Consider the following 19272-nt stretch of genomic DNA (forward strand, 5'->3'; position numbering starts at 1 on the left):
CATGGAATCAATTAAAAAAATATTTAAAATAGGTCCTGGTCCTTCTTCAAGTCATACTATTGGACCATCTATTGCATTAAAAAAATTCCTTAATAAAAACTTTGAAATTATTAAAAATGATAAAAGAAAAATAGACAAAATAATAATCTCTTTATATCATTCACTTGCTTTAACTGGGAAAGGTCATTTTACTGATAAAGTATTGGAAGAAATTATAAAAAAATGTGTTAATAGTGAAACAAATAATAAATTTACTAAAAATTTTAATTTACAAATAGATTGGAAATACGATGAAAGATTACCTTATCATCCAAATGGTCTAAAAATAAAAAGTATTGATCAAAATGGGAATATTATCTTACAAAACATATTTTATAGCATTGGTGGAGGAGATATTGTAGAAGAAATAGATGGCAAGATAATAAAAGAAGATAGCAAAGAAATTTATTATTACAAAAAAATGGAAGATATATTAAACTATTTAAAAAAAAGTGGTAAAACCTTTTGGGAATACGTAGAAGAAATTGAAGGTAAAGAAATATGGGATTTTTTGGAAGAAATATGGGCTAATATGATAAAAAGTATAAAAAATGGGTTAAAAAGTGAAGGCGTATTACCAGGTGATCCTTGCCTTCCAAGGAAAGCCTCCATCTATTATACAAAATCTCTTGGTTATAAAGGTACACTGAAAAAAAGAACTCAAATTTTTTCATTTGCTTTAGCAGTTGCAGAAGAAAATGCCTCTGGAAACATTGTTGTAACAGCTCCTACATGTGGCTCAGCTGGTGTACTTCCAGCAGTTTTATATCACATTATGACAGAGTACAATATTGATAATAAAAAGATATTAAAAGCTCTGGCGACTGCAGGCTTGATTGGAAATCTTGTAAAAAATAATGGCTCAATTTCTGGTGCTGAGGTTGGCTGCCAAGGAGAAATTGGAACAGCTTGTTCTATGGCTTCTGCTGCAGCTACTCAAATATTTGGGGGAACACCTTCTCAAATTGAATATGCGGCAGAAATGGGGCTTGAACACCATCTAGGACTTACATGTGATCCTGTTGGAGGTTATGTTCAAATTCCATGCATTGAAAGAAATGCTTTTGCTGCAACAAGAGCATTGGATATATCAATTTTCTCTATTTTATCAGATGGCTCACACAGAATATCATTTGATAAAATAGTAGAAGTTATGAAAAAAACTGGACACGACCTACCTCATATCTATAAAGAAACATCCCTTGGAGGACTTGCAAGTATAGAGTTAGAATAAGAAATTAGAATAAATAAAATTAATACTTATAACCTCTTTTAAAAAGTTCAAATTTTATTTTAGCACTTTTTTCTTCTATGTTTGAAAGTCTTAAAAAATAAATATTTGCTTTATCTTTCTGATTATTTCTTTCATAAATTAATGCAATAGTTAAAAGAATCTCTGCTTCCATTTTTTTGTCACCCTTTTTATTAAAAAGCTCTACAAGAAAATTAAAATCAGAAATTGCAACTTCAAGTTTATTAAAAATTTGATTAGGAACAGAGCAAGAGACATTAGCCCTATTAAAATAGACATTTATAGCTTTTTCTATATTCTCATCATTAAATCCCTCTTTTTGTAATTTTTCATTTATTATTTCAACTGCTCTGTCTAAATATTTATAAGCCTCTAAAACATAGTTAATGGCTTGCATAGGATTTTTAGTTTTACCTCCTTCCATAGCTATCAGAGAACCTTTATATGCCAAAGCAACTGGTTCTTCAGGATTTAAAATTAAAACTTTTTCAATTATATCTTTCGATTTATCATATTCACCAAGACCAAAGTAACCTATAATTTTATCTATATCGCTATTAGATTTTAGCTTCTCTTTAAATTCAGAAGTTATTTTCTCACTCTCTTTTTTCTCTTCCATCTCTTTTTCTTTTTCAAGTTTTTTAATGGTAGTTTCTAAATCTCTATTATAAAAAGATAATTGTTTTTTCAAAACTTTTCTTTCATTTAAATAGTCAATATTTTTATTAAATCCTTTAATTTCTATAGGTTTTAAAACTACTTTTTCTTCTTCGTTCTTATATTTACCACCTAAAATATCTGCTTGAGAAAAATTTTCAGGAACAAATATATCATAAACTCTTGGACCATTTTCCCATTTTAAACCACCCCCATATCTATTAGATGCTTCTTCTTTTATGTTTAACCAATCATTATTAAAACCATTATCACTTAAACCAGATACTATGTAATGAAATGTTTTTCTTCCATCAAGGACTAATTGTAAAAAAGGTGTATTTAATGGAATCTGAATAATTATTTTATTTTTCTCATTAACAATATAACATGGTATAAAGACAAAATTTTCCTCATTATAAATGCACATTTTTGCTTTATCTTTTATCTTCCCATCAATCAAAATGAAAATATCCCAGGGATGCTCTTGATCAAAAGAGATATATTCACCACCATTATAAATTGTTTTAGTAGAACCAGTTTTAGTACCATTAATATCTATATATATACCAATATTTATCCCAGATAGTTTACTTTCATAGTTAAAAATGTTTGGAATCTTAAACATAGTAATAGATATTTGCCAAAATGCATAAGGTTCATTTAAAGAATTATCAATCAAAGGTCTATAAACTTCATAAGATACTAGATCACAAATATTTTTATAGTTATAATTTTCATTTAACGGGTAAGTATATGTTCCATCTCCATTATCATCAGAAACCTGATCGTTTATCCTTTCAATTATAATACCTCCAGATAAAGCTGGGTCAACATCTATTTTAATTAATTTTTCCAATACCGGTTCAATTAAATTTGAACTAAATATAAACCAAAGTGGAATAGATAAGATCAACATAATTTTATAATTTTCTAAAATTAATAATTTTAATTTTTTTATAAAATTTTTAATATTTATTTTTAACATAATCAATAGCTCCTAAAAACTATTTTAATAAAAATGAACCTTTTAATAATAGATTTATTAATCTATAAATAGTACCTTGGGCAAATCCCCCAAGAATTATACTTCCTATTAAAAACCCTGAAAAAATCATTAAAGTATGAGCAGAAAATATTTGTAAAAATGTATTTTTCAAATAAACATTAATTTTGCTTATTTTTTTATCTATTTTTTTTAAGGTTCCTTCTGAATAATTATTATCTCTAGTATTTTTTGAATTTATTTTTTTTTCAAAATCATTATGATAAAAACTAACATACTCCAAAGCTCTAACTTGACATTTATCGATACATTCCCCACACTTTAAACAAGTTGTTAAAATAGGGTTTTTTTCATATTTAATTTTTTGTTCGTCAATTGCCATTACAGGGCAGACATTAGCACATCTAAGACATTTAACACATTTATCAAAATTAACTCTTACTCTAAATAAAGATAGTTTATCTAAAAGAGATGCTAATGCCCCATACGGACAAAAACTCATACAATGGGTTCTTTTCTTAGTTAAAATAGGGAAAATAATAACAGTAGTAAAAAAAATAAGAACTGTAAAAATAAACGAAAACATAGTGCTAAAATTAACAAGTTGTTCATATTCAGTTATTAGCTTCCAAGGACAAAACCAGGTACAATATGAAGGAGAAAATGATGCAAGAGAAGTTAAAATAATTGCTAATAAAAAAGCAAAATTTAAATAACGAATATTTTTAAATTTTTCCGGAATATTGATAAATTTTCTTTTAAATATTCTTGAAGAACACTCATCCCATCCACCATAAAAACATACCCAGGAGCAAAATCCTCTACCCACAGTTAAACAAGATAATATAAAAATAACAACCATAGCATAAAATGCTGCAAAATGTCCTGTTAATCTAGCTGGAAAAATAAGTATCTTTTCTAAAAAATAAGGTAATATGACCATCGGAATAACAATATGACAGAAAGGTGTCTCATTTAAGAATATTTCTTTATAACTTAAAAACATAGTACCTCTCTCTTCAATAAGCATAGCTATAAAAGTTGGGAAGAAAGTAGCAGCACTGAAAATAAACAAAATTCTCCTATATTTTGAAATTTCGCCAGTTTGAATAATCTTAAAAAAAAGATAGAATAAAAAAAGTATTACTAAAATCCCAGATAATTTTGAAATATTATCATTTGCATTAAAAAGATTAAAGAAAAACAGAAGGATTAGCATGAGTAAAAAAATAATAATTTTTGCTAATAGATTATAACTGGGAACTTCCCTATTTATTTTTATATTTTCTTTCTTTATTTCTTTCATGATTTCATCCTCAATAAACTTTTATTGTTTTTTCTAAAAATAAAATAAAATTTAATTAAATCTTCCAATACTATAATTATTTAAACCTGACACTAATTAAATAAAATAATCCCTCAAATAGAAAAAAATAAACCCCAATAATGAACATAGCTACTCTTGAAATAAATTGTAAATTATTTTTTACCTCTTCTTTCTTTTCTTTCCATAAATTATTTAATAAACCAGTTAATAATAAAGGTAAAAGAAATATTGTTGTTCCCAAAAAGAAAGAAAAAAAGTAAAGTATTCCAGAAAAAATTGACTGTGTAACACTATTGCTAGAAAATGTAAAAACCCTTGTTATTGCAAAGATAAAAGGTGAACAAATATTTAAACCTGCAAGAAATCCTAATATAAATGAATATAATCTTTCATTGTTAAGATTAATATTTTTTCTTAAAAAGATGATAGGAAATTTTAAAAAACATCTATTATTTTTTAACCTATCCTTTTTATTATCATCTTCAAATTTAATTAAATCCTCTTTCAAAAATAAAAACTTAATGCTATTTGTTATAAAAAGTAAACCTATCAAAACCCAAGATAATCTTTTTAATAAAATCTGAACTTTTGGATCAACATAACCAAGTAAATAGTAACCTGAAATCCCTACTATGCCACCAACTGATAAATAAGAAATTAATCTTCCAAAAATAAATAAAATCCATTTAATACTACTATCCTTTAGACCTTTTATTTGAGATAATAAAAATGGTAATAACACTGGATAACAGCTCATTATGCAAGAAGTTCCTGTTGATAATCCTACTAAAAATCCTTCTATATAAAACATTTTTTCTCCTTTTTAATTAATTTTTATTCTTTTAAATATTATTTTTTAATAAATTTTTTTATTAATTTTTTATTCCTTAATTGTATATTTAAATATTTATTATCTTAAATTTTGAATACTTTTTTATCCTTTTAATCTTCATATTTTTGTAAAATTTTCTTTGCAACTTTTGCATGTTTTGAGTCAGGAGCAACTGCAATACAATCTTTCAATGCTTTTATTCCTTCTTTTAATTTCTTTTGAAATATTCTAAGTCTACCAAGAATCAGATAGTATTGAGCTTTAGATGTATTTGAAATAGATGAAAACTTTGAATAAATATAATTTAGATCTTCTTCAATAACTTTTTCTCTTGAAAATGGAGTAGATTCAGTAATAGAAATCCCATTTTCTGCTCTTAAAAATCTTAAAATTAAGTTATCTTTATCATTTTTAACAGATTCATCAAGCAGTTTAAAACCTTCACTTAGCTTCATAGATGCACCTATTAAATTATTTTTCATTGCAAGTGCATTACCTACAAGTGTCACAGAACTTCCTAAGTATCCCATTGCTAAATATTTATATTTAGTTCCTTTATATTTAGATAATGTAGATACAGCTAATTCTGAATATTTTGGGGAATTATTAATAGCTAAGTTATGATATGCAATACCTGTATATAAAATTGAATTTTCATCAACTAAATCCTTATATTTATCAATAATTGCAAGTAATTCTTTTTCATCTTCAGTTTCAATAATTTTACTTATAATATTTAATTCATCATTTGAATTATCAGCTGAAATATTTAAAGATAACAAAATCGAATTTACAAATAAAAGTAAAAAAACAGATATAAAAAAAATAAAATAATTTTGAAAAAAATTTTTTCTCATTTTTCAACTCCTTAAAAAATTATTTTAATCATAAAAGTTATCAAAACAATAGATTAAATTTAAGCTTTAATAAATAGGGAAAAAGTATTATTTTTTAAAAATCATACTTAAGGTTGAGACAAAATTTTATTAATTAAATCAACTTTATGTTTAGAATCTGTTTTTTTATAGATATTAGTAATATGAGTTTTTACAGTTGCTATTGATATAGAAAGTTCATTTGAAATCTCTTTATAGCTTTTACCTTTAATTAAAAGAATTAATATCTCTTTTTCCCTTTCAGTAAGATTAAAACTTTTTAATTTTGATAAAAGCTTTTCATTTTTATTATTTAGCTCATCAATTTTCATAGAATAATTATTCAAAGAGTATTTATTAAATGGTTTGTTAAAACTAGATATTTTGTTTAACTTAATTATTTCTAAAATATATATTATTGACCACAATACAAAAAATATGGGAAAAAATCTAATACCAATCTTAGAAATAAAATTAAATGGAAAAATATTAAATCCTGAAAAAAGATCAAAAAAGAATAAAGGCAAAAATATCAAAGAAAGCTTTGCAATTTTTTTAATATATATTTCCCAAAAATTAAGACCTGTAAAATTATTTTTAGAAGAAATATTGTTTTCTGTTAAATTATTACTTTCATTCTTGTGTTTATATTTTAAAAATCTTATTCTAAATATAAGTAAACCTCTTAAACAAGTAAAGGCAATTATAAAAAAATAAATAAAGTATACAGAAATAAAAATTAAAGAATTAAACTTATCTATTATATAAAAAAATATTATTAATAAAAATAACAACAAAGAAATAAATAAGATAAATTTTAAAAAATTTTTAAATTTACTTTTATCTTCTGAAAGAATTAAAGCAAAATTTGGTATAGCAAAGATACCAAGACATACCCCAGCCATAGAAAAAATATTAAAAATTGTTTCTAAAATTTTGTTTTCAATATTCAATAAAGAATAAATAGTAGAACCAAACATTAATAAAAAAAATGAAAATATCATTAGAAAATGGGCACTTTCAATATCTTTATTTTCAATTGTAATCAAAGTTTTAAAAGCAGAAACTAAAACTGTTGTAAAAGTAATAGTATAACATAAAAACCAATAAATTATTTTAATAAAAGAAATCATAAATTATTCTATCTCAAGTTTTACTGTATTTAATGCTTTTTTAACGCAATCAATAAGGTACTCTTTATCTTTATGAGCCCCAATTATACTTCCAGCTTTTGTTACATTGTTATATGGAATAAATACTTTATCACCAATATTCCTATAAATTATAACATCTTTTATAGTAGGAATCATCTTAGCTTCATAAACACCTTTAATTTTTTTTAAGATTCCTTCTTTTTGGGGTAAAATACCCATTTCAAGAGACCATATATTCCATTTAGGACTTAAATCTGACGGTGGATTTCCTGTATGAACATCTATAATATTTTTCATAAGATTAACACCTGTTGAATATGGGTAAGTATGGGTTGACATAAATCCACCTGATAATCTTGAAGCAAGCTCAGATACAAAACCTTTAGCTACTTTTTTACCATTTGGATCTATTATATATTTAGTAAAAATATCTCCTTTGGCAGCACCTATATCTATATCTACAGCTTTAATTCCATCTATAAAAGCTTTAACTCCAGCATCTATAAGCTCTTCATCTATATCTGCAGGCATAAGATGACCATGTTCAACAAAATATGGTGGTTCTTGAATATATCTTATAGCAACACCTGTTATATTTACTTTTCTATCATAAATAATAGCATCAATAGATAATTCTAATGCATTACTAAATTCTTCAATCAATATTTTTCCATCTTTGCTTAAATTAATAACCTCATCAAAAAGATCTTTTTTTGAAAGGACTTCATCATTTATAAAATAAACTCCTCTTGCACCCATTGAAGTTGATGGTTTAACAACTGCTCCATTTGGAAAAAGCCTTTTATTTTTAATACCATCTATAATCTTATCAAATTCTTCTTTACTATTTGCTACTGTAAAATCTACCTGGTTTACCTTTTTTTCTTTTAGAAAATTTCTTAATTTAACTTTATTAGTAGTTATCAATGCTTTATCATAAGATATAGCATATAAATTTAACTTTTCAGCTATAGCTGAAACAGTCCTTGAAGCATCAGTCCCAACTGTTAAAACACCATAGATACTATATTTTTTAGAAAGATCATAAGCTAAATCTGAAGCTTTCTCCTCATCTAAAGTTGAACAAATAACTTTATTAACAAAGTTATAAGAAAAAGCAGGTGCTTTTTCATTATAATCAAAAACTATAGGTATAAAACCCATTTCATATGCTTGATTTATTACTGGAATTTGAAGAATCCCACCACCAATTATAATAATATACTTATCCATATTTTTATAAAATTATCCTTTTATTTTAATATTTGAAAAGTAAATTAATATTTTAAAAGTAAATTGAAAAATTATTATTAACAAATCTATTTTTATTTATAAAGCAGCTAAAGCTAAAGCTATTGAATTTAATTTAGTTTGAGCATCATCAGCTCTAGAAAGTAAAATAATTGGTGCTTTTGATCCAACAATAACACCACCATTTTTAAATCCAGTTGCATAAATTATACCTTTTGCACACATATTTGCTGCTTCTATATTTGGTGCAACTATAATATCAGCTTCACCAGCAATCGGAGATTTTATCCCTTTCATTTCTGCTGCCTTTTTCGATATTGCATTATCAAAGCCAAAAGGCCCATCTATTAAACCACCTTTAATATCCCCTCTCTCAGCCATTTTTGCTATTATTGCTGCATCAATTGTAGATTGCATTTTGGAAGATGGGATCTCAACAGCAGAAACAAGAGCTATTTTAGGATTTTGAATACCAATTTTATTATAAAAATTTATAGCATTTTTAATAATAGAGATTTTTTCTTCTATTGTTGGCAAAATGTTTAAACCACCATCAGTAATACCAAGTAACCTGTTTTCCCACTCTATACAAGCTATATGAGAAAGAAAACCAGGTTCAACTCTCAAACCAAACTCCTTATCAAGAACCTTTTTAAGTAAAGTACCTGTAGGAACTGTGCCTTTCATTATAAGATCAACTTTATTGTCTCTAAAAAATTCACAAACTTTTTGAGCTTTTAAAGAATCATCTTTTTCATCAATTATTTCAAAATCTGATAAATCATAACCTAAATCTTTTATAACCTTTGATCCTTTTTCCTTATCTCCTACTAAAACAAACTTTGCAATTTTACTATCAATAGCTTCTTTTGCAGCAATTATTACTTCATCTTTTTCACATCCTGCAATTGCAATAGTTTTTAAGTTAGTTGATTTTATTTTCTCAAATAGATCTTTAAAAACCATAATAACTCCTTTAATTTATTACTAAAAAATAAAATAATTAACTAATTTAATTAAAATTAGTGTTAAATAAAAAATTAAGATTTATTAAAATAAAAAATTTATAAAAAATCAAAACTAAAAAATTATGTAAAAAATTAAAAATAAATTTCTTAGAAATATTAATTAATTTATAAAAAAAATCAAAATTTAATTTTATAAGGTATTTTTACCGATAAAATTAAAAAAATTACAAAATTTGATAAATTAATTTTTTGAATTATTATATAGAATAATAACAGGATATAATATGCTTGAATTTTTTAACTTTATAACTTTATCAAGAGGTGGCTATATAATAGATACTGGGGAAAATGGTTACATTCAGGTAGGATCTCCTCCTGAAACCATTAAAGATTCTATGTTAATGGAGAAAGGGGTTCCTCAAATTTTTGTTATAACAAATAAAATGTTTGATTGGTTAAAAGGAATAAGTTTAGCAGAAATAGAATTTCCGATCTATTATAATTTTTTTATTAAAAAAAGAAAAACTATTATTATTTGTGAAGAATATCAAAAGGCAAGAATCTTAAAAGTACTTCAAGAAGCACTTTTTGGTCCAGAAAAGCTTGATATAAAATCAGATTATGAAATTAATTTTTCAAAATATCCACCACCTGATATTAGAAAAGAAATGAATTATTTTAGAAATAATCTTAAATTTGAAGATGTTTTAGAATTTGGGTTATTTGTAAATAATAAATATGTTTATAAAAACATAATTATAGAAAAATATAATAATGAAGCTTTTAATTTTTATAAGGATGAAAAACTTTTTGCTAGAGTTCCAAGCAACATTAATTATCAAATTCAATATAAACTAGGAGAAAGATTAAAAGAACCCTACATGCCCCCATTATTCGGGGTTACATGTCTTGGACCAAGTCATGGATTTGATCCAACAGAAAATACTTCTGGTTATATTATTTGGCTTAATCATAATGGAATAATGGTTGACCCACCAGTCAACTCAACCGAATGGCTTGAAGATTCAAATGTAAATCCAAAATTAATAGATTCTATAATACTTACTCACTGTCATGCTGACCATGATGCTGGAACATTTCAAAAAATTTTAAGAGAAGAAAAAGTAACAATTTATACAACAAAAACAGTAATCAATAGCTTTTTAAGAAAATATTCATCTTTAACAGGTTATAAAGAAGAGGATCTAGCAAAACTTTTTAATTTTTATGAGGTAAAGATTGGTATACCTTTCTTTATACATGCTGCAAGATTTGAAATGTTTTATACCCTTCATTCAATTCCAACTTTAGGTTTTAAAATAAACTTTCAAGATCAAACTTTTGTTTATTCTTCAGATCATAATAATGACCCTACTTTACATAAAAAATTACTTGATGAAGGAATAATTACAAAAGAAAGATATGATGAACTTTCAAACTTTCCTTGGGATTGTAAAGTTATATATCATGAAGCTGGTATACCCCCTCTTCATACACCAGTCAAATATTTAAATTCATTACCTGAAAAATTACAGAAAAAGATAGTTGTTTATCATATTGCGAAAAAAGATTTTCCTCAGGAAACAAAGCTTACTTTAGCTAAATTTGGTATAGAAAATACTTTAACTTTTCCAACTACTCCTCCAGAATTTGAAAAATACTACACTATATTAAATGTATTAAATCATGCTGATATTTTTGAAGGTATTTCTATTAAAAAAGTTCTTCAATTCATAACAATAATAAATATTGAGAAGTTTAAAAAAGGCCAACAAATAGTCAAAAAAGGAACGATGGGGGATAAATTTTATTTTATACTTTCTGGGAATGTCTCTATACCAGATGAAAGTTTAAAACAGAAGAAAATCTATTCGACTTATGAATATTTCGGAGAAGTTTCACTTCTAAATAATACTGTAAGAGCAGCAGATGTTTATGCAGAAACAGATGTCATTTTATTAACTATAGAAAAAGAGAAATTCTTAAGCTTTATTTCAGGAACTCCATATGATCTAATATTAAGAAGATTAAGTAGAATAAGAAGTCCTGAAACCTGGAATCTTCTTTCCACAAGTAACCTCTTTAAATATTGCACATCTTCTCAAAAAACATGGCTTGAGTCCTTATTTATACCTTATGTAAAAACCGGTGAAGGTTATCTTATTAAAAAAGGAGAACCGATTGAATTTATATATATAATAAGTGAAGGAGAAGTTTTCTGCGATATAAATGGAAAAATTAAAAAACTTGGTTATGGAGATTATGTAGGCAAATTAAAAGATATATATGAGAAAAAACCTTCACAATATGATTATTACTATACATCAGATGTTTTTCTCTATTCAATACCAGCAAAAGATATGTATCAATTCTTAAACAAAAATCCAGGAATTATGATGAAATTAGATTCAGAACTCGACTACTAAAATTTAAAAGAATAAAATCTTAAATTAAAAAAACTTTTATATCACCAAATATAGTAAGAGATTCAAACACAATTTTTTTGCTTTTTACTATGCTTCCTAATGATTTTAATTCATCATCTACTTTTATGCTTCCAAATATAACCTTTGAATTATCAACAAAAGAATACTCATTAAAAATTTCTTTTTTTATATAAATCTTCGTATCACCAAAAATATTTAACCCATTAATGTTTATAGTATCTTTTGATGAATAAAAATTATTAATCTTAAAATTTGAATCCCCAAAAATATTTAAAAAATTTATTCCATTTAACTCAGAGTTATCTATCTCTTTTTCTGTACTACTAAAAATATTTACTGTATTTATACAACTTTTATCATTTGAAATGTTTAAAGAAAACCTTGAATTTTTAAATTTGGATATGCCAAAAATTATAACTATACCTAAATAGATAAAAAATATAGCAAAGTATATTTTAAATAAATTAAATCCAATATTTAATATTTCCAAATTCTTTAGGATTAAAAGAACACCAAGAGATATAAAAAGTAAAGCAAAAAAAATTGAATGAATATTTCTTGATATTAGGTTAAAACCAATTAAAACAAAAATAATTGGCCAAAAACTCCAAATTGAAATATTTTCATTAATTATATTTAAACTCTGCAATAGAAAAAAAACTCCAATCAAAATAATTATAATGCCCCATAACAAAGATTTATTATTGATCATATTTTCCTCCAAAAATTAAATTTATGAAATTAATACAATTGAAATTCTACCTTTACATTCCTTTTAATAATAAAGCAATATAACAAAAAATCAAGTAAGAAACAATAAAATAATAAAATGATACAATAAAATATGATATATTAGGATAAGAAATAATAAAGAAAAATAGAATAAAATAAATTAAAATATATTAATTCGATTTAAATATTTTTTAAATTATATTTTTTAGCATATCAATTTTATGATTTGGAATAGAGCATATAGCTATTCTTAATCCATCTATAGATGGAACGAAAAATACACCTTTTTTTTCAAGATCTTCGTAATATTTTTCAATATCGAATTTATTTTGATCTTTTGATTTTTTATAAGTTACAAAAAAACCATCATCATGCCTATAATAAACATATCCAAGATTATTTAAAACTTTCAATAAATTTTCTCTTCTTAGGTAAAGTTTCTTTTTAAGGTTTTTTTGTTCTTCTTTAAGATTAATAATATATTGGGGATCTGAAAATTTTTCAACAATATAATATCCTAAATGGTTTATTGAACCAGTAGAAGCTCTTGAAGAAAAAGAATATTTCTCTTCAAAAATCTTATGATCCTCTTCCTTTTGTGAATACAATATGCAAGCACCTGTTCTTAATCCATATAAACCACAAGATTTTGAAAGTGAATATCCCATTAAAATAGTGTCAAAAGGATTGTCTATAATATAATTTTCATCTTTATTCTTATTTATAATATTACTTTTACTTTCATCTTCAATTATTTTTTTATTTTCATTTTTTTGCGAAATAAAAAATTTAATTAGATCTTTTACTTTGAAATCAGTAAAATCAATATAAGCTAAATCAAGAAATAAAATTATCTTGAGTTTTTCATTGCTATTTGAATTAAAATTTGTATTATTTAATTTTATTTCATTAAATATTTTATAAAGCTCAAGTAATTCTTTATCATTTAAAGATAATCCTGTAGGATTTGATGCTGGAGTATTTAAAAGAAAAAATATCTTCTTATAATTATTTTTTATAAGTTTATCTTTTATATTTTTTCTAATATTGTCAAAATTTATCTCTTTTTCTCCTATATCAAATGGGCAAATATAGTTCATTTTCAAACCAATTTCTTCCATAACATTTTGATAAGGACCCCAGAAAGGATACAAAGCTATAATTAATGTTTCTTCATCACAAAAATTATGAACTGAGTGATGAATAGCTCCAAGTCCCCCAGAAACTGGTGCACAACTAAAAATTTTATTGAAATTATCTAATTCATTTAATGATGTTAAATTCATTATACCATCGAAGAAATTTTTATTTGAAACCATTGGAGAATAAGAAAAAACATCTCTATAATCTATATTTTGAAAAATTTTTTTGATTGTTTCAAAAATATAAAGTTTTTCATCCTCATCATAAAACATCCCAATAGTACCATCAATCGTATTATCATTACCATATTTTTTTTTATATTCTTTTGCTTTTGCAGCTATTACTGTAATTCTATCTGATGAAATTTTTTGTCTAGAAAAACTATTTAATAAATTATCAAACATAATTTCTCCTTAACACAATATCAATTAAATAAAATAATTAATATAAAAATTTATTTAATATTAATAAATAGTAAAATTTAATTAACTATTTATCTCTTTAAGACTATAACATTTTAAATTTTTTAGTCAAAAAGCAAAACGATTTTTAATTTTGAGTTTTTATTAAAAAGAAAATAATAAAATTTAATCTAATAAATTTTATTTTCTTCAAAAACTTTTTTTAAGCATATTTCAATTTTTTCATTTAAATCATAATAAATATACTTAATATCATTTACTTTATATGTTTCAATTTCCTCTTCTATTCCTTTTAATCTGACTTTTTTCATTTGCTCATATTCTATAAATTCTGAAATTTTTTCAAAAGTTGATTTCGATATTAGTATATCAGTTTCAAATAATTTATTTAGTTGTTCTATTCTAGATGCACAATTCACAGTATGTCCTATAACAGTATATTCCATCCTTTTTTCTGAACCAATATTTCCCGCAACTACAAGACCAGAATCTATGCCTATCCTAAAATGTAATTCTGGATAATTTCTCTTTTTATTATATTCATTCAAAATTTTAAGTGCTTTTTTCATAGTTATAGCAGCAAGAATTGAATTAAGTTCTTTTTTTTCATCATCAATAGGAGCTCCAAATATAGCCATTATTGCATCCCCTATAAACTTATCTAGAGTTCCATTAAAATAAAAAATTATCTCTATCATAATTGAAAAAAATTTATTTAATAAATCAACTACTTGATCTGGTTTTAAACTTTCTGAAATCTTTGTAAAATCTTTTAAATCACAAAAAAGAATTGTGACAAATCTTTTTTCATTTATAATTTTGTACTCATTTTTCATGAGCACTTCTACAACCTGCATAGACACATATCGTGAAAACATATTTTTAACATAATTGAATTCTGATTCCTTTTTTAATTTTTCAACTTCTGCTATAATAGATTGTCTCATAACAAATCTATATCTTTCTGCAATATAATATTGAATAAAACCTAAAATAAGCATAAATACTAAATTAACATAGATACTAAGAAGGCTTACTTTTTCTGAAATATAAGCTTCCTGCAAAATACCAAATTTAACATTTTTAGTTATAATTGAGATAATAATTAGCAAATTAATAAATAAAAAAACTAAAATGGTTGTAAAAATTGAAAGCTTTGATGAAAACCTTAAAGCACTTAAACCAATCAATAAATAAAAAAGTGAGAATATTGGAGTTTTATATGTTCTATAACCAAATAAGACAATAAGATTCAAAAATACAATAGCACCAAAAAGAAAATTTGAAATAAATTTAATACCATATCTATATTTTGAATTTTTTAATATATATAAATACTCTATTATACAGAATATTATAAAAAGTGGTATAGTTATACTAAAAGCTAATAAAGCAATTTTGGTTATTTGTTTTCTAGAAATAAAAATTATTGCACCCCCTGCAATAGATATAAAAATCATAAAAACTAAAGCTATCCTTTCGCCCTTTGATTCTTCAAATTTCATCATCTCATTTAAACTAACAAAATGTTTTTCCATAAAAACTCCAATAATAAATTATTAAATATTTTTTTAATTTATTAATTATTAACATATTATTTATTATAATATAAATATTTATATTTTCTACATAAAAGAGTTTAAAAGTTTTATAATTTTTCTGATTATAAAGATCTTTTTTAACTATTTTTAATTATGATATTTTATAATTTAATAATATAAAATTTAATAATATCTAAAATTTTTATTTTATATTTTTAAATTTTTAATTATAATTTTTTATAGAAAAGATGGAGTAAAATATGATTGATAAAAATCAAAATTATGTTACTCAAAATATAGAAGATAAAATTATAGAAGAAATAAAAAATAGTTTTTTTTATTATTTAAAAGTATATCTAACAAATAGGGATTTTAATGAAGTAAAAAAATTATTCAGCCCTAATTTTAGAGGATTTGGAACTGGTTTTGATGAAGTTATTACCGATATTGATAAAGCTATTTTACTTTATAAAAGAGATATTGAAGAGTTACCAGATCCTATTCAATATGAAATTTTAAGTTTACATATTGATAGCCCTTTTAATAATATTGGAATAGTATGGTGTAAATTTAATGTAAGATTAAGTATTTCAAAACAGGAAGTGAAGTTAAATAATCTTAGATTAAGTATGGTATGGATTAAAAATAATGATAAATGGTACATAGAACATATGCATATTTCACTTCCAACAGCTGCTCATGGTGAAGAAGAAGCATATCCTATTAAAGAGATAGAGGATAGAAATAAAGTTCTCCAAAAATTAGTTGATGAAAAAACTGAAGAACTTAAACAAGCAAATCTAGAATTAGAAAAAATAGCTGTCACAGATAAATTAACAGGATTAAATAATAGATCTAATTTAGAAAAATTTTTAATTTCTGAACTTGAAAGATCAACTCGTTATAATAGACCATTTTCTATAATCATGATAGATATCGATCATTTTAAAGAAACAAATGATAAATTTGGTCATATAGTTGGAGATAAAGTTTTACAACAATTTTCAAAATTAATTTATGAAAATTTAAGAAAAAGCGATATATGTGGCAGATGGGGTGGAGAAGAATTTATAATAATATGCCCTGAGACAGATATCGATGGAGCATATTTATTAGCTGATAAATTAAGAAAAATAATAGAAAAAAATGATTTTAATATAGTGCATTTTAAAACAGCTTCTTTTGGAGTTACATCTTTTAATAAAAATGATAATTATGAAACTATAATAGAAAGAGTTGATAAAGCTCTATATGAAGCCAAAAATAGTGGGAGAAATAAGGTAGTAAAAGTTGAATAATATATCGAAGTTTTTTAAATATAACCTACTAAATAACCTTTAGGATCATCGATTTCTGTTCAATGGAAGAAACCCAATTTGACACTATCTTTTAATGGCTTTATATAACACATCTCACCTTCCATATTTTTTCCTGTTCCAAATGTAATCATTTTATCTGGTAAATCTAGCCATTGGTTTTTCTATGCAAATAAAAATTGTAATATTTGAAACATCTTCTGTAAATGATTTAAAAAAGTCAATTATTTCTTTCTTAATTTTAAACTCCTCTATTTTTAATCTCCTCTATCAAATTAATTAGGTTTAATTTATAAATAACTCATACAACTACAGTTGAATTTTAAAATAAAAATTATTTAAGGTGCATTTGTCGCATATTTTAAGGCATGATTTGTCTGGTCATAATAGCTTATATGAATATAACCATTATTATCTATTGAAATAGAGACAAAAAACCCTACATTACCGATTGAATCCAGAGCATGTGTACTCCATGAACCGGATTCATTTGCCACATATTTTAAGTCAATACTAGAATCATCATAATAAGCAATATGTATTCTATTGTTACTGTCAATTGCTATTGAAGTATATTGCCCAACTATATTTTCACTATCATCTACAGTTTGAGAAATCCATGAACCAGTTGAATTTGAAATATATTTCAATTTTTTACTAGTATTATCATAATAACTGATATGAACTTTATTGTTACTATCTATAGCTATTGAATTGTACTGACCAACATCTCCTGCATTATCAATAGTCTGAGTTACCCACGAACCATTTGAGTTTGTTATATATTTTAAGTTAGAATTTGAACTATCATAATAACTAATATGAACTTTATTATTACTATCTATAGCTATTGAATTATGCCAACCAACATCACCTGGATCATTATCGATAGTCTGAGGCTCCCATGAACCATTTGAGTTTGTTATATATTTTAAGTTATAATCTGAACTATCATAATAACTAATATGAACTTTATTATTTGAATCAACAGCAATAGAGGTATAGTTATTACAACTTGAATCCAGAATTTCTGGTACCCAATTCCCTGTTTTATTCGTTATATACTTAAGGCACTTATTAGTCATATCAATATAGCTTATATGAATATAACCATAGCTATCTATTGTGATATCACAGAAATTGCCAACATCATTGTTTGAATCTAAAGTTTGGTAATTCCATGTACCACTTGCATTTGTTCCATATTTTAAATCTCTATTTGTAGAATCAAAATAACAGATATGAATTTTATTATTTCTATCTATTGCTATTGAAGTACTCTGTGAAATATTTGAAGATGAATCAAGACTAAAGGTTCTCCAGATTTTGTATAATACACTATTTATTGGAGAATCAATAAAACCAGATTTATATGCCATCGCTTTCAATGTAACGGTCGATGATATATTTATTGGTCCTGAATAGATTGTACCATGGCTTGATGAAGGATTAGATCCATCTATTGTATATCTGATAGTAGCACCTGGAGTTGTAGTAGAAATTGTCACCTTATCCTTCAAAGTCACATCTTGAAAGGGGGCTTTTCTTTGAACATAATACAGGGATGTATGCCCAAAGGCAAAAAGATAGGTGCCATCAGAGATTAGAAAGTTAAAGCTTCCCAATTTTGAAATAGCAAGAGCCTCAGATTTTAGCGTATAATAAATTTCTGAAAGACTCTCTAATTTAGCAATCTTCCCAAGCAGGTAGCAAAAAGCATATTCCGAATCGGTGTGACCTTCTGGCTTAAAGGAATTTAAGGGAAAAGATTTGATAACAGTTACCGTTCCATTGTGTGCAAAGCTCCAATAGAAAAGCTCCAATAGAAAAATCGATATCAACCTTATTGTTTGATGATACCCATAAAAGTTGGCACAATGTCCTCTACCTCCCTATGATATTTTGAGTGATCCTAACATATTATTGGTAATACTTCCACTCCTCTTTTAAGAATTATAATTCTTATTTTCTTAAATGTCTTTTAGTTAAAAAAAAGAGTTTTTTATCAAAGGATCCAAAAAAAAATTTGACATCTTCTTTAAAGGTTGCAAGGTAGTGTTTATAATTCTTGTCTAGCTACAATTAGTAAACGGCACATCTTTCGTTCGGTTTCTATATACTCTTCTATCCTTTGTTAAACGGATTGAGGTAAAAGGTTATGGATGCAAAAAAATTAAATTAAAAATTACACAAGCAATTAAAATGCTCTATATCTTTTTCCTTTAGTGAATCTAAAATAATCCTTACACACTCTTCTATTTCTTTTATATCGGGAAATTTATGAGCATGTTCAGGATCTTCTTCATGAGAATA

At 24.6% G+C, this 19272-nt stretch carries 14 protein-coding genes; 3 read left to right on the top strand and 11 right to left on the bottom strand.

From position 1 onward, the window contains the following. The first annotated feature begins 1 nt into the window (after position 1). The gene (locus N3A58_00340; protein ID MCX8057848.1) at positions 2-1273 is read left to right on the top strand and encodes an L-serine ammonia-lyase; all 1272 of its coding nucleotides are present in this window, start codon (positions 2-4) and stop codon (positions 1271-1273) included. Positions 1274-1292: 19 nt separating this feature from the next. On the opposite strand, the gene N3A58_00345 is transcribed toward N3A58_00340, so the two are convergent. The 7 genes from N3A58_00345 to N3A58_00375 form a co-directional block, all read right to left on the bottom strand. Beyond that, entirely contained in the window at positions 1293-2933 is a 1641-nt protein-coding gene (locus N3A58_00345) for a hypothetical protein (protein ID MCX8057849.1), read from the bottom strand. Positions 2934-2952: 19 nt separating this feature from the next. Then, on the bottom strand, positions 2953-4257 hold the full coding sequence (locus N3A58_00350) for a 4Fe-4S binding protein (GenBank protein ID MCX8057850.1): 1305 nt from the start codon (positions 4255-4257) through the stop codon (positions 2953-2955). Between the two features lie 76 nt (positions 4258-4333). Then, positions 4334-5089, bottom strand: a complete 756-nt coding sequence (locus tag N3A58_00355) for a sulfite exporter TauE/SafE family protein (protein MCX8057851.1) — start codon at positions 5087-5089, stop codon at positions 4334-4336. Between the two features lie 131 nt (positions 5090-5220). Next, entirely contained in the window at positions 5221-5967 is a 747-nt protein-coding gene (locus N3A58_00360; protein ID MCX8057852.1) for a hypothetical protein, read from the bottom strand. Between the two features lie 107 nt (positions 5968-6074). Then, entirely contained in the window at positions 6075-7118 is a 1044-nt protein-coding gene (locus tag N3A58_00365; protein MCX8057853.1) for a helix-turn-helix transcriptional regulator, read from the bottom strand. A 3-nt stretch (positions 7119-7121) separates the two neighbouring features. After that, positions 7122-8372 carry a hypothetical protein gene (locus tag N3A58_00370; protein MCX8057854.1) on the bottom strand — a complete coding sequence of 417 codons (1251 nt, stop codon included), beginning with the start codon at positions 8370-8372 and terminating at the stop codon, positions 7122-7124. A 96-nt stretch (positions 8373-8468) separates the two neighbouring features. After that, the gene (locus tag N3A58_00375; protein MCX8057855.1) at positions 8469-9356 is read right to left on the bottom strand and encodes a bifunctional enoyl-CoA hydratase/phosphate acetyltransferase; all 888 of its coding nucleotides are present in this window, start codon (positions 9354-9356) and stop codon (positions 8469-8471) included. Between the two features lie 286 nt (positions 9357-9642). Here N3A58_00375 and N3A58_00380 point away from each other — a divergent pair, with 286 nt between their 5' ends. Further along, a complete protein-coding gene (locus N3A58_00380) occupies positions 9643-11784 on the top strand; it encodes a cAMP/cGMP-dependent 3',5'-cyclic-AMP/GMP phosphodiesterase (GenBank protein MCX8057856.1) in 2142 nt (713 codons plus the stop codon). Between the two features lie 19 nt (positions 11785-11803). On the opposite strand, the gene N3A58_00385 is transcribed toward N3A58_00380, so the two are convergent. From N3A58_00385 to N3A58_00395, 3 genes are all read right to left on the bottom strand, one after another. Continuing rightward, entirely contained in the window at positions 11804-12517 is a 714-nt protein-coding gene (locus N3A58_00385) for a cell wall-active antibiotics response protein (protein MCX8057857.1), read from the bottom strand. Between the two features lie 211 nt (positions 12518-12728). Further along, positions 12729-14084, bottom strand: a complete 1356-nt coding sequence (locus N3A58_00390) for an aminotransferase class I/II-fold pyridoxal phosphate-dependent enzyme (GenBank protein MCX8057858.1) — start codon at positions 14082-14084, stop codon at positions 12729-12731. 188 nt (positions 14085-14272) lie between these two features. After that, a complete protein-coding gene (locus tag N3A58_00395) occupies positions 14273-15640 on the bottom strand; it encodes an adenylate/guanylate cyclase domain-containing protein (GenBank protein ID MCX8057859.1) in 1368 nt (455 codons plus the stop codon). A 263-nt stretch (positions 15641-15903) separates the two neighbouring features. On the opposite strand from N3A58_00395, the gene N3A58_00400 reads away from it, so the two are divergent. Beyond that, entirely contained in the window at positions 15904-16941 is a 1038-nt protein-coding gene (locus tag N3A58_00400; protein ID MCX8057860.1) for a diguanylate cyclase, read from the top strand. A gap of 356 nt (positions 16942-17297) precedes the next feature. Here the strand turns inward: N3A58_00400 and N3A58_00405 are convergent, their stop codons facing one another. Further along, positions 17298-18782 (bottom strand): class II glutamine amidotransferase, encoded by a 1485-nt coding sequence (locus N3A58_00405; GenBank protein ID MCX8057861.1) that lies wholly within the window; start codon positions 18780-18782, stop codon positions 17298-17300. Positions 18783-19272: the final 490 nt, after the last annotated feature.

The sequence above is a fragment of the Spirochaetota bacterium genome, assembly GCA_026415295.1.
Classification (GTDB): domain Bacteria; phylum Spirochaetota; class JAAYUW01; order JAAYUW01; family JAOAHJ01; genus JAOAHJ01.

Coding starts and splice junctions, on each gene's coding strand:
- N3A58_00390 (MCX8057858.1), bottom strand. CDS start 14,084: ATGTTTGATAATTTATTAAATAGTTTTTCTAGACAAAAAATTTCATCA.
- N3A58_00350 (MCX8057850.1), bottom strand. CDS start 4,257: ATGAAAGAAATAAAGAAAGAAAATATAAAAATAAATAGGGAAGTTCCC.
- N3A58_00365 (MCX8057853.1), bottom strand. CDS start 7,118: ATGATTTCTTTTATTAAAATAATTTATTGGTTTTTATGTTATACTATT.
- N3A58_00380 (MCX8057856.1), top strand. CDS start 9,643: ATGCTTGAATTTTTTAACTTTATAACTTTATCAAGAGGTGGCTATATA.
- N3A58_00355 (MCX8057851.1), bottom strand. CDS start 5,089: ATGTTTTATATAGAAGGATTTTTAGTAGGATTATCAACAGGAACTTCT.
- N3A58_00385 (MCX8057857.1), bottom strand. CDS start 12,517: ATGATCAATAATAAATCTTTGTTATGGGGCATTATAATTATTTTGATT.
- N3A58_00400 (MCX8057860.1), top strand. CDS start 15,904: ATGATTGATAAAAATCAAAATTATGTTACTCAAAATATAGAAGATAAA.
- N3A58_00375 (MCX8057855.1), bottom strand. CDS start 9,356: ATGGTTTTTAAAGATCTATTTGAGAAAATAAAATCAACTAACTTAAAA.
- N3A58_00370 (MCX8057854.1), bottom strand. CDS start 8,372: ATGGATAAGTATATTATTATAATTGGTGGTGGGATTCTTCAAATTCCA.
- N3A58_00345 (MCX8057849.1), bottom strand. CDS start 2,933: ATGTTAAAAATAAATATTAAAAATTTTATAAAAAAATTAAAATTATTA.
- N3A58_00395 (MCX8057859.1), bottom strand. CDS start 15,640: ATGGAAAAACATTTTGTTAGTTTAAATGAGATGATGAAATTTGAAGAA.
- N3A58_00340 (MCX8057848.1), top strand. CDS start 2: ATGGAATCAATTAAAAAAATATTTAAAATAGGTCCTGGTCCTTCTTCA.
- N3A58_00360 (MCX8057852.1), bottom strand. CDS start 5,967: ATGAGAAAAAATTTTTTTCAAAATTATTTTATTTTTTTTATATCTGTT.